Here is a 12,216-nt window from a genome sequence, read left to right as displayed (position 1 = left end):
TGGCGGCGCCGCGAGGTGCTGATTCGCGTGCAGCGCGTGTGGCGCATGGGCTATCACGGGCTAGCCGCTCGGCGCCGACATAGCACCGAAGGCGCCGATCTTTCTGAACCGGTCGGGCGCCGCCTATTCCAAGCACACCCTTGGCGATGACTTCCGGGGACATATGCGTCGCTTCGACGAAGCCCGCGCTGTCGGCGCGCGCAAACTGGAACAAAAACCGTACGAAAGTGTCTCCACGCCGGACTTGGTGACGCTTTTCCAAGAAAGGTCCAGATCGGGCTGATTTTAAGTGATTGATATTCCGCCATGAAATGGCGCGAGAGACGGGGCTCGAACCCGCGACCTCCGGCGTGACAGGCCGGCGCTCTAACCAACTGAGCTACTCCCGCGTGACGCGTAGATGTCTGCGGAACGAGGGGGGACTTAAAGGCCGGACCAAGTGAAGTCAAGGACGTTGGTACCCATATCTGGAATACTCCCCGCCTCGCGCAGATCGCGCACGCGAACGGGCTCCTCCACGTCCCGCGGCGTAGTCAGTTCGGACCCGAATCGTCTACGCCTTCCGTAACTTGCGTGGTTCCGAGGCCCTCGCCCCGTAACCCCGGCAAGAATCGAGGAGGCCAGACATGGCAAAGAAGTCAGCCGCTCCCGCCACCATCACGCTCAAGCACCTCGCCGCAGACATCGCGGAGAGCCAGGACCTCTCGAAGAAGCACGCCGAAGCCGTGCTCACCGACATGGTCGACCTGATCACCAAGCACCTGAAGAAGGGCGATCGCGTCCGCATCGTCGGGCTCGGCATTCTCCAGGTCCGCAAGCGCGCCGCCCGCACCGGCCGCAATCCCGCAACCGGCGAGCCGATCCACATCAAGGCCAGCAAGAAGGTCGGCTTCCGCCCGGTCAAGGAACTCAAGGAAGCGATCTGAAGCTACCTTTCGTTAAGCCTGATCCAGCCTGGTCCGGCCGCAACGCGGCCCGCTTTTCTGATATACCGCCTGCTTCCCCTGACACGGCGGTTTGACCAGAAATGTCCTCCCTCACCTTTTCGCATACCGTGACCGAGCGCTTCCTGCGCTACGTCACCATCGATACCCAGTCCGATCCGGAATCCCCGGCCTCACCCTCGACCGAGAAGCAGAAGGATCTCGGCCGCGTGCTCGTCACCGAGCTGAAGGCCATGGGCGTCGCCGACGCGCATCTCGATGACTACGGCTACGTTTACGCGACGATTCCCGCCAACACCGACAAGAAGGTGCCGGTGATCTGCTTCTGCTCGCACATGGACACCTCACCCGACGTCACCGGCAAGGACGTCAAGCCGCAAGTCGTGAAGAACTATCGCGGCGGCGACATCACCCTGCCGGGCGATACAAGCCAGGTGATCCGCTTTGCCGAACATCCCGCGCTGAAGAACCAGATCGGCAACGATATCGTCACCACCGACGGCACTACGCTGCTGGGCGCCGATAACAAGGCCGGCGTCGCCGAGATCATGGATGCCGCGCACTTCTTCATCAATAATCCCGATGTGAAGCACGGCACCATCAAGATCCTGTTCACGCCCGACGAGGAGATCGGCCGCGGCGTCGACAATGTCGACCTGAAGAAGCTTGGCGCCGATTTCGGCTACACCATGGACGGCGAGAGTGCGGGCAGCGTCGAGGACGAGACGTTCTCAGCCGACGGCGCCACCATCACCATCAACGGCGTCAGCGCCCATCCCGGCTATGCCAAGGGCAAGATGGAGCACGCGATCAAGATCGCCGCCGCCATCGTCGAGCGCTTGCCCAAGGAAGGCTGCTCGCCGGAGACAACCTCGGGCAAGCAGGGCTTTCTGCATCCGATCGGCATCGACGGCGCGCTGGAGCAGGCGACGCTCTCCTTCATCGTGCGCGATTTCACCGAGGAAGGGCTGAAGGAGAAGGAGACCCTGCTCGAGGGCATCGTCAAGGACGTGATGAAGGACTATCCGCGCTCGACCTACAAGTTCGAGATGAAGGAGCAGTACCGCAACATGAAGCAGGTGATCGACCGTCACCCGCACATCCTCGAATACGCCATCGAGGCGATCCGCCGGGCCGGGCTGCGCCCGATGCGCACCGCGATCCGCGGTGGCACCGACGGCTCGCGCCTGTCCTTCATGGGCTTGCCCTGCCCCAACATCTTTGCCGGCGAGCACGCGTTCCACTCGCGCCTCGAATGGGTCAGCCGGCAGGACATGGAAAAGGCCGTGCAGACGATCGTGCATCTTGCGATGATCTGGGAGGAGAAGGCGTAGTCTCTCATCACAACAATGGCCGGGCGTACTCCCAGCAGTAGTCCCATCCTCCTCAAACGCTCCGCTGAGGGACCTGACGAATGTTTCTGATGTCGCCAGCCGACGGGAACGAACCAGCAAGATGCGGGTTGTCTGCATAAGTCCCAAAGGACGAAGATTGTGAGCACAGAAGGCCTCAGCCGGTTGGTCCCGGGCTGGGGCCTTCTCGTTTTTGAGACTTCCTGTCCTATGTTAACGACGCCGGCGCCGGGCTCATCAAAGATGCGATCGGGGCGGAACCTCAAGATCGGGAGCACCGCGTGGACCGCAGAACGGCGTGCCTGCATCAGGCCAATGCATTCCGGGAGAAGGCCATCGCCGATCCCGAGCATCACGACCAATGGATCGATGAAGCCATCAAATGGCTGGAGCGGGCGATGGAAGCGAGTTGTCGTGCCGCCATCACAGTGGAAGCCGACGACACGCACATGTTTCGGAGCAGCCTAGCGCAGTGGCAAATGATACCTTCGCCTCACGCCCGCGCGTGATGACTCGCCAATGAGAAGCGCTCACAACGCACTCGCTACTGCGGCGATTATTCCAGGGACGTAACAATGTTGCGGGTCGACACTGTTCCCGCCGCCATGCTAGGCCGAGCGCAGACCGCAACGAGAGTGAAATCGTGCTCGCCTGCCGCCAGCCCTCAGGATTTTGCCGCCCACGCAACTGGCGTGGACTGCTGTCTGTGCTGATAGCAGCCGTCTATCTGCTCGCGGGCGCGCTGCACGGACTGCACGACATCGACGTCACCACGCCCGCCGGCGGCCCGGAGATCGCTGCGGTCCTCGATGGCTCCAGCGGCCATAGCGATCACAAGGCCCTGGGCGGCCATCATTGCCATGGCTGCTTCTCGGTGACGATGGCGCAGCCGGCGCCGTCGGCCGCGTCGATCGCGTTTGCGTCTACCTCGCACCCGCAGCCCGAGCCCCGCCTCGTGGGCATCGTCCCCGACACCGACTCCCCGCCTCCCAAGCATCTAGGCTGAACGGGTCAGCCGGGCGCTACGCGCGCCCATCGATTCTCCCTCACAGGTCCGATTCATGTTTTGCAGGCGAACGGCCGCGCGCATGGCGTGCGCGACGGCTATTCTCATCAGCCCATTCCTGGTGCTGCCCTCCGACGCCCAGACCCTGACCATGCGCGCGGCTCTCTCACGCGCGCTCGCCGCAAGCCCGCGCCTGACAGCGGCGGAGCGCGACGTCGGCATCGCCACGGGCCAGCGCATCCAGGCAGGCGCGCTCCTCAATCCGGAACTGTCCTACGAACAGGACAATTCGTTCGGCTCCGGCATCTATCGCGGCACCAAGTCAGCCGAAACCACGCTCCAGATCAGCCAGGCCTTTGAGCTGTTCGGCAAGCGCGACGCGCGGATCGCAGCCGGGGCCGCCGGCATCGAGGTCGCCGCGATCCAGCGCAAGGCTGTCAGGTTAGAGGTGCTGTCGGAGACCGCGATCGCCTTTCTCAGCGTGCTCGGGGCGCAGCGGCGCATCCAGATCCTCGACGAGCAGATCACCGCGATCGACCGGCTGACGCCGCTCCTGCGCCGCCGTGTCGAGGCCGGCGCCTCCTCGCCGGCCGAGACCGGCCGCGCCGAGGTCGCCTCCGCGCTGGTGAAGGCCGACCGCGAGCGTTTGAAGTCCACGCTCGCCAGCGCCCGCCGCGAGCTTGCGGTTCTGATGGGCGATCCCGCAGCGAAATTCGGCGAAGTCTCCGGCCGCCTGGACACCATGGGACGGCCACCCTCGTTCCAGTCGGTCGTTGCTGCCATCGATGCCAATCCACAGCTGGTGCGCTGGACCGCGGTTTATGCACAGCGGAATTCCGAACTGTTGCTGGCTCGGCTCAGGCCTTATCCGGACGTGCGGATCGCCGCCGGCTGGCGCCACTTCAACGAGACCAATGACGATGCGGTGCGGCTCACCGTCTCGGTGCCGATCCCAGTGTTCGACCAAAACCAGGGCAACATCCTGTCGGCGCAGGAAAGCTTAGCCAAGACCAAAGCCGAGCGCGAAGCCAACCGCAACACCCTGATTGTGATCGCTGGCCGCGCCTATGACTCGCTTCAGGGCTCGCTGCGCGAGCTCGCCGTGCTGCGCGAGACCGCGATCCCCAAGGCCACTGAAGCGGCGGAAGCAATCTCGCAAGGCTACGGCCAGGGCCGCTTCACCCTGCTCGAGGTGCTCGACGCCCAGGCGAGCGTTGCCCAGGCGCGGCTGCGCGAGCAGGAGGCGCTGCAGAATTTCCACACCGGCGTCGCGACCATTGAAGGCCTCGTCGGCAATCCCTTTGCGCTGGCCCGGGAGAGCGCACGATGAAGACATCCTCCACCATCCTCGTGACCGTCATTGCAGCGGCGCTCGGCGCCTGGGGCTATTCCCTGCTCGCGCCGGCCAAGGTCGCACCGACCGAACACGCCGAGGAAAAGAAGTCCGAGAAGCCGAACGACCATGTCGAGCAGGACGAGCACGGCGCAGACCGCATCCGCATCTCCGACGTCAAGCTCGCGGCCGCCGGCGTGACACTGGCGGAGGCCGCGGGCGCCACGCTGACAGATACGCTCGCCTTCAACGGTATCCTGCGCGCCAACCAGGAAGCCGTCGTGCAGGTGACGCCGCGCTTTCCGGGCGTCGCCAAATCGATCCTGAAGCGCATCGGCGACAAGGTCGCCAAGGACGACCTGCTCGCCGCGATCGAGAGCAACCAGAGCCTGACCGTCTACGAGCTCCGGGCGCCGATTGCCGGCACCATCATCGAGCGGCAGATATCGCTCGGCGAATACGCCTCCGAACAGAAGCCGGCCTTCGTCGTCGCCGACCTCTCCACCATCTGGGTCGATCTGTCGATCTACCGGCAGGACCTCCGGCGCGTTCGCCTCAACGACGAAGTGCTGATCGATCCCGACGACGGCCGCGGCGAGATCAAGGGCACGATCTCCTACATGGCGCCGATCGGCAGCAGCGAGACCCAGACGGCGCTTGCGCGCGTGGTGCTGAAAAATCCGGAGGGCCGGCTCCGGCCCGGCCTGTTCGTCACGGCGCGGCTGATCCTCGCTGCCCGCAACGTCGCGGTCGCCGTGCGCAGAAGCGCGATCCAGACGCTGGAGAACAGGACCATCGTGTTCGTCCGCGAGGACGGCGACAAGATCGAGGCGCGCCCCGTGGAAACAGGCGATTCCGATCCGAAGTTCGTCGAGATTCGCGCCGGCCTTTCCATCGGCGAGCACTATGTCGCCGAGAACAGCTTTGTCGTGAAGGCGGAGATGGGCAAGGGAGAGGCCGACCATGATTGACGCCCTGCTCGCCTTCTCGATCCGCCAGCGCTGGCTGGTGGTTCTGATCGCGCTTGCCGCCGGCGCCTTCGGCGCCTGGAATTTCACGCGCCTGCCGATCGACGCGGTCCCTGATGTCACCAACGTTCAGGTCCAGATCAACACGCGCGCGCCGGGCCTGTCGCCGCTCGAAGCCGAGCAGCGCATCACCTTCCCGATCGAGACCGCGATGGGGGGGCCTGCCGAAGCTCGACTACACCCGCTCGATCTCGCGCTATGGCCTGAGCCAGGTCACCGTCGTGTTCCAGGACGGCACCGACATCTATTTCGCGCGACAGTTGGTGAACGAGCGCATCCAGCAGGCGAAAGACCAGCTTCCGGCCGGCACCGAGGTTGCGATGGGGCCGATCTCGACCGGGCTCGGCGAGATCTATGTCTACTCCGTCGAGGCAAAGGCCGGCGCGAAGTCGCCGACTGGCGCCGACTTCACGCCGACGGAGCTGCGCACCATCCAGGATTGGATCATCAAGCCGCAGCTGCGCACCATTCCCGGCGTCATCGAGGTCAACTCGATCGGCGGTTATGAGCGGCAATTCCACGTACTGCCGATCCCCGGCCGGCTGATGGCCTACCGTCTCGGCTTCCGCGACATCATGACGGCGCTCGCCGCCAACAACGCCAATGTCGGCGCCGGCTATATCGAGCGCAACGGCGAGCAATACCTGGTCCGCACCCCCGGCCAGGTCGCTAATATCGCCGAGATCCGGGACATCGTGATCGGCTCGCGGGGCGGCGTGCCAGTGCGCATCGGCGACGTCGCCGAGGTCCAGGAGGGGCAGGACCTGCGCACCGGCGCGGCGACGTCTAACGGCAGTGAGACCGTGCTCGGCACCGCCATGCTGCTGATCGGCGAGAACAGCCGCACCGTGGCCCAGCGCGTGTCGGCGCGGCTCAAGGAGATCGCAAAATCGCTGCCCGACGGTGTGATCGCGCGCGCAGTCTACGACCGCACGCATCTGGTCGAAGCGACCATCCAGACCGTCCAGAAGAACCTCATCGAGGGCGCGGCGCTGGTGATCGCAGTTCTGTTCCTGATCCTCGGCAATATCCGCGCCGCGCTAATCACGGCCTGTGTCATCCCGCTGTCGATGCTGTTCACGATCACAGGCATGGTCGAGAGCAAGGTCAGCGCCAATTTGATGAGTCTCGGCGCAATCGACTTTGGCATCATCGTCGACGGCGCGGTCATCATCGTCGAGAACTGCCTGCGGCTCCTCGCCGTGGCGCAGCACAGGCGCGGCCGGCTTCTGACACTGGACGAACGCCTCCAGACCATCCGCGACGGCAGCAGCGAGGTCATCAAGCCGAGCCTGTTCGGCACGCTGATCATTGCCGTGGTCTATCTGCCGGTTCTCACCCTGACCGGAACCGAGGGCAAGATGTTCACGCCGATGGCGCTGACCGTGCTGATGGCGCTCGCGGGCGCGGCGCTGCTGTCGGTCACCTTCGTTCCGGCCGCGATCGCGATTTTCGTCACCGGAAAGGTCTCGGAGAAGGAGAACGTCTTTATGCGGGCGGCCATGCGGTTCTATGTGCCGCTGCTCGACCGTGCCATCCGATATCGCCGCAGCGTCGCGCTCGGTGCCGTGCTGATCGTCGCCGGCAGCCTGTTTGCCGCAACGCGGATGGGCGGCGAGTTCATTCCGAGCCTTGACGAGGGCGACATCACCATCGAGACCATCCGGATTCCCGGCACCAGCCTGACCCAGAGCGTCAACATGCAGCTCCGTCTCGAGAAGGCGATCAAGCAGGTGCCGGAGGTGGCGACCATCTTCTCCAAGATCGGCACCGCCGAGATCGCCAATGACCCGATGCCGCCGAACGTTGCCGACACCTATGTCACGCTGAAGCCGCGCGACGAATGGCCCGATCCCGCCAAGCCGAAGGACGAGGTGGTCACTGAGCTCGAACGCGCCGCCAACACCCTGCCAGGCACCGCATATGGCATGACCCAACCGATCCAGATGCGCTTCAACGAACTCATCGCCGGCATCCGCAGCGACGTCGGCGTCAAGATCTTTGGCGACGATCTCGACGTGCTCGCGGGAATCGCCCAGCAGGTCAACGGCGTGATCCGTGGCACCGAGGGCGCGGCCGACGTGAAGACCGAGCAGATCGCGGGCCTGCCGATCCTCACCGTCAAGCTCGACCGCCAGGCGCTGTCGCGCTACGGCCTCAGCCTCAGCGAGGTGCAAAACCTCGTCGAGATCGCGGTTGGCGGCAAGCCGGTCGGAAAGCTGTTCGAGGGCGATCGCCGCTTCGACATCGTGGTCCGCCTGCCCGAAAGCCTGCGGGCCGATCCGGACGCGATCAAATCCCTGCCGATCCCGCTGCCACCGGGCGAGGACGTGGCGTCCGTCACGAAAACCGCGTGGCCGGGTGGAAGTACGGCGCTGCGCTACGTGCCCCTCTCCTCCGTTGCAGCGATCGAGATTGCGCCGGGGCCCAACCAGATCAGCCGCGAGAACGGCAAGCGCCGCGTTGTGGTGATGGCCAATGTCAGGGGGCGCGATTTGCGGTCCTTCGTCGCCGAGGCGCAGGAAGCAGTCAGCGAGAAGGTCAAGCTGCCGCCGGGCTACTGGATCGGCTGGGGCGGACAGTTCGAGCAACTGGTTTCGGCCACCAAGCGGCTGACGATTGTCGTGCCGGTCGCGCTGTTGCTGGTGTTCGTGCTGCTGTTCATGGGCATGGGATCGGCGGCGGATGCGGCTCTCGTGTTCTCCGGCGTGCCACTGGCATTGACCGGCGGCGTCGCGGCGCTTCTGCTGCGCGGCATTCCGCTGTCGATCAGCGCCGGCGTCGGCTTCATCGCGCTGTCGGGCGTCGCCGTGCTCAACGGCCTCGTCATCATCGCCTTCATCGAGCGGCTGCGCAGCGAGGGCCGCCCCATTGCGGATGCCGTGCGCGAGGGTGCACTGACCCGCCTGCGTCCGGTGCTGATGACCGCGCTGGTCGCCTCCCTCGGCTTCGTGCCGATGGCGCTGGCGACCGGCGCCGGCGCCGAGGTGCAGCGGCCGCTTGCCACCGTGGTGATCGGCGGCATCATCTCCTCGACCGTGTTGACGCTGCTGGTGCTGCCGGCGCTCTATGTGCTGTTCCGTCGTGACGCAGCAAGCGAAACGCCTACAATGGCGCCTGATTTGGCAACTTCCGAGGGGCGATAGACGTGGGCAACCACGACCATCACGGTCATCACCACCATGACCATAGCGGGCACGACCATGGTCATGATCATGGTCTTGGCCACGCGCATGTCCATGCGCCCGCCAATTTCGGCAAAGCATTCGCGATCGGCATTGCGCTCAACACGGCGCTGGTCGTGGCTGAAGCCGTCTATGGCTATATCAGCAACTCCACCGCCCTGCTCGCGGACGCCGGCCATAATCTCAGCGATGTGCTCGGCCTGGTCGTGGCCTGGGGCGCGTCGATCGCGGCGCGGCGGGCGCCGAGCGGTCGCTTCACCTATGGCCTGCGCGCCTCCACCATCCTGGCGGCGCTCGCGAACGCGGTGTTCCTGCTGGTCGCGACCGGCGCGATCGGCTGGGAGGCGATCCTCCGCCTGCGCGAGCCAGAGCCGATCGCGGGTGTGACCGTGATGGTGGTCGCCGGCATCGGCATCCTCATCAACGGTTTCACCGCCATGCTGTTCGCGAGCGGACGCAAGGACGACCTCAACATCGAAGGCGCCTATCTGCACATGGCCGCCGACGCCGCGGTCTCGCTCGGCGTCGTCGTCTCGGCCGCACTGATCATCTGGACCGGCTGGCTCTGGCTCGATCCGGTGACCGGCCTCGTCATCTGCGCGGCCATCCTCTGGAGCACCACCAGCCTGCTCCGCGGCTCCATCGACATGTCGATGGCGGCCGCGCCAAGGGGCACCGACCTCGCCGCGATCAGGGCGTTCCTGCTGGCGCGGCCCGGCGTGTCCGCGATCCACGATCTCCACGTCTGGCCGATCTCGACCACCGAGACCGCCCTGACCTGTCACCTCGTCATGCCCGCCGGCGCGGTCGATGCGTTCCTGATGGAGACAGCGCAGCTGCTCAGGACGTCGTTCCGCATCGGCCACACCACGCTCCAGGTCGAGACGCATCCCGACAATGGCTGCGCGCTGGCGCCGGACGATGTGGTTTAGGATTCTCGGCCCCATCCACACGTCATTGCGAGGAGCCAACGGGTCCGGCCTTCGGCCGGCCCGATGACAGGCTCCGCGACGAAGCAATCCAGAGTGCGTCCGTGGAAACAGTCTGGATTGCTTCGCTGCGCTCGCGGTGGGGAGAGAGCTACGCTTACGCCTTACGCTGCCTTCGCCGTCACGATCCAGATCGCGCCCTGCAAGGCCACCGACTGGCCCTTGAGGAACGGCGCGAGCGTCTCGCGGATCGATGCCTTGGCCGCAGCGTAAGTCTCCGGCGGATGGCCCTGGAGCGCGCGACTGGCGGGGCCGATCTGCAATGAGCCATCGACGGCGGCATCGAGCCCGCCGCCGATGGCGATGTCCATCGCGAGATTGTGCGGCTCCATCGCCACGTCCACGAAGCCAGCACCTTTCAGGATGCGCATCACGCGCTCTTCCGAGGCGAAGGCGAATGGGCCCGGCTCCTCCGGCCCGACCGGCGGCATTTTCGGCACATGCTTGTAGACCGCCATCAGCGGCGCCATCATCCAGGGATTCTCCTTCGGCTCACGCCAGCAGATGAAGGCGAGCCGCCCGGTCGGCTTCAACGCACGACGAAGGTTGGTGAAGGATGCAATCGGATCGGCAAAGAACATCACGCCGAAGCGCGAGGCGAGGAGGTCAAAGCTCGCCGGCTCGAACGGATGGACCGTCGCGTCGGCCAACACGAAATCGAGCGGCGGGCCTTTCGGCGCCAGCGCACGCGCCTGCGACAGCATTGGGTCAGAGACGTCGAGGCCGAGCGCAAAGCCGTTCGGTGCCACGGCTTTCGCGAACGCGACCGTCGTCGCCCCCGAGCCGCAGCCGACGTCGATCACGCGCTCACCCGGCTTCGGCCTGGCGCGGTCGATCAGGACATCGGCGATCGGCCCGAGCAGCGTCTCCTGCACCGCGTGACGATCGGCCCAGCGCTGCCCGCTGGGGCCGTTCCAGTAGGCGATCTGGTCGGCGTTGAGCTCGTGTCCGCTTGGCTGTTGCATGATGTCCCTGGTGTTTGCCATCCGCACTATACCTGCCGTCACCGCGGTCCAGTAGATGCTGTAGCAGCATAACAAGGCGGGGAATTACCGAATCTGAAGATCGAGCCTCGGTGGCTCATGCGCCACGGCAAGCCCGGCAGCGATGTCGGTAGATGCGATTCAGCGGAGCACGCATTGGCCGGCAGCGCGCTAAGCGGGCACGCCGCACGACACAGCGAGGAGATTTGCTGCACGACCTGCGCTACGCTAGTTCATTCCGCTGCCAACGCGGCCCCGGTTCGCTTGGCAAGGACGCGGCGGAAGTCCGCAGCGAGTTCGTCATAGTAGTGAGCGAGCCCCTCGTAAAAAGCCCGACCGGCCTCATCCGGAGCTTCTTGAGCCGCTTTCATGCAATGGGCGGCTTTGGACTCGTACCTTTCCAGCTTCGTGCGAAGATCACTCATCACGCGATACTCCACGCTGTTGCAGGGAGCTCGAACGGTGGTTTGGGCGGCAATCGAAAAGATGACCGAACGGAGGCAATTTTGGACGCGTCGGAGGCTCTTTCTGGGCATCGCGAGCCTGGCGAAAGGGCCAAGAGCGCCGGCAAACTGGGTTCGCTGGCGGGGGCCGGTCGCGAATTCGAGCCGAAGACCATCGACAAACACGTCAAAGGGATGCAGGATTTTATCGCTGGCCTATTAGGCCGGATATGGCTTGGTTCGCGTTCCCCTTTCCGTTACGGGCCGCGGAGAGTGCAAACTGCCTGATTTGATTGGTGGGCGGTCACGGATTCGAACCGCGGACCCTCTCGGTGTAAACGAGATGCTCTAACCAGCTGAGCTAACCGCCCTCGCCGCTTCTTTATCCTCACCAGCCCCGGACGGGCAAGCGCGGAACGTCATTTCCTTGGCCTCAATCTCCAGGCCGGCCCGGCAGCAACGGCACCGCGTCGATCCAGACCACAGCCGACTGGCACCAGATCTGCCTGACGGGCCGCAAGGCATCGCGCTGGCGGATGCTGCCCCAGCGGATGCCCCAATCGTCGGCCTGGTCGCCCTCGCCGCTGGTGAACAGCGGGGAACCGCAACTGCCGCAAAAATGCTGGAAGCGCATCCGGCCATTGTCACCGCGCTTGCCGTAGACTTTTGGCGTTCCGCCGGTCAGGCGGACGTCGGCGCCGGAACAGATGACGGTCACGCGAAACGGCGATCCCGTCAGGGTCTGGCAATCCCGGCAATGGCAAACCGAGACGGCCTCAGGGTCGATCCCGGCTTCAAAGGTGATCTGCCCGCAATGACATTGGCCGTCGATCTGCATCGCCATCGTCCCTCGCCTCCCAAATCGGGATAGGGGGGCGTCTCGCGACGCCGCCCCTCCCACACCACCGGACATACGGGTCCGTATCCGGCGGTTCAGCGGATTATGCGGGCCG

The 12,216-nt window shown here is 65.1% G+C and carries 10 protein-coding genes, 2 tRNA genes and 1 pseudogene; 8 read left to right on the top strand and 5 right to left on the bottom strand.

Features of this window, described 5'->3' with window-relative positions; all coding sequences use genetic code 11:
• Positions 1-312 precede the first annotated feature (312 nt).
• Positions 313-389: transfer RNA gene (locus AC629_RS26960), tRNA-Asp, on the bottom strand.
• 237 nt (positions 390-626) lie between these two features.
• Here AC629_RS26960 and AC629_RS26955 point away from each other — a divergent pair.
• The 8 genes and pseudogenes from AC629_RS26955 (at position 627) to AC629_RS26920 (ending at position 9,780) form a co-directional block, all read left to right on the top strand.
• On the top strand, positions 627-926 hold the full coding sequence (locus tag AC629_RS26955; protein WP_074122206.1) for an HU family DNA-binding protein: 300 nt from the start codon (positions 627-629) through the stop codon (positions 924-926).
• A gap of 101 nt (positions 927-1,027) precedes the next feature.
• The gene (gene pepT, locus AC629_RS26950) at positions 1,028-2,278 is read left to right on the top strand and encodes a peptidase T (protein ID WP_084807942.1); all 1,251 of its coding nucleotides are present in this window, start codon (positions 1,028-1,030) and stop codon (positions 2,276-2,278) included.
• 299 nt (positions 2,279-2,577) lie between these two features.
• Positions 2,578-2,805, top strand: a complete 228-nt coding sequence (locus AC629_RS26945; protein ID WP_084807941.1) for a hypothetical protein — start codon at positions 2,578-2,580, stop codon at positions 2,803-2,805.
• 134 nt (positions 2,806-2,939) lie between these two features.
• Positions 2,940-3,302: a hypothetical protein gene (locus AC629_RS26940; protein ID WP_084807940.1), complete on the top strand. Its 363-nt coding sequence runs from the start codon at positions 2,940-2,942 to the stop codon at positions 3,300-3,302.
• A 55-nt stretch (positions 3,303-3,357) separates the two neighbouring features.
• Positions 3,358-4,632 carry a divalent metal ion exporter subunit IhpA gene (gene ihpA, locus AC629_RS26935; RefSeq protein WP_084807939.1) on the top strand — a complete coding sequence of 425 codons (1,275 nt, stop codon included), beginning with the start codon at positions 3,358-3,360 and terminating at the stop codon, positions 4,630-4,632.
• A complete protein-coding gene (gene ihpB / locus AC629_RS26930; protein ID WP_084807938.1) occupies positions 4,629-5,606 on the top strand; it encodes a divalent metal ion exporter adaptor subunit IhpB in 978 nt (325 codons plus the stop codon). The genes ihpA and ihpB overlap by 4 nt, the downstream gene beginning before the upstream one ends.
• Positions 5,599-8,809, top strand: a pseudogene (locus AC629_RS26925) (efflux RND transporter permease subunit). The gene ihpB and the pseudogene AC629_RS26925 overlap by 8 nt, the downstream one beginning before the upstream one ends.
• Positions 8,810-8,811: 2 nt before the next feature.
• A complete protein-coding gene (locus AC629_RS26920; protein ID WP_084807937.1) occupies positions 8,812-9,780 on the top strand; it encodes a cation diffusion facilitator family transporter in 969 nt (322 codons plus the stop codon).
• Between the two features lie 161 nt (positions 9,781-9,941).
• Here the strand turns inward: AC629_RS26920 and AC629_RS26915 are convergent, their stop codons facing one another.
• The 4 genes from AC629_RS26915 to AC629_RS26900 form a co-directional block, all read right to left on the bottom strand.
• Complete coding sequence (locus AC629_RS26915; protein WP_084807958.1) at positions 9,942-10,802, bottom strand: class I SAM-dependent methyltransferase; 861 nt, start codon at positions 10,800-10,802, stop codon at positions 9,942-9,944.
• 251 nt (positions 10,803-11,053) lie between these two features.
• Positions 11,054-11,245 carry a hypothetical protein gene (locus tag AC629_RS45660; protein ID WP_143199466.1) on the bottom strand — a complete coding sequence of 64 codons (192 nt, stop codon included), beginning with the start codon at positions 11,243-11,245 and terminating at the stop codon, positions 11,054-11,056.
• A 312-nt stretch (positions 11,246-11,557) separates the two neighbouring features.
• Positions 11,558-11,634 (bottom strand) — tRNA-Val (locus AC629_RS26905).
• Positions 11,635-11,696: 62 nt separating this feature from the next.
• Complete coding sequence (locus AC629_RS26900; protein ID WP_084807957.1) at positions 11,697-12,101, bottom strand: GFA family protein; 405 nt, start codon at positions 12,099-12,101, stop codon at positions 11,697-11,699.
• Between the last annotated feature and the right edge of the window lie 115 nt (positions 12,102-12,216).

It is taken from the genome of Bradyrhizobium sp. NAS80.1 (assembly GCF_001908205.1).
In the GTDB taxonomy this organism is placed as follows: domain Bacteria; phylum Pseudomonadota; class Alphaproteobacteria; order Rhizobiales; family Xanthobacteraceae; genus Bradyrhizobium.
This window is presented reverse-complemented; position numbering and strand designations above follow the sequence as displayed.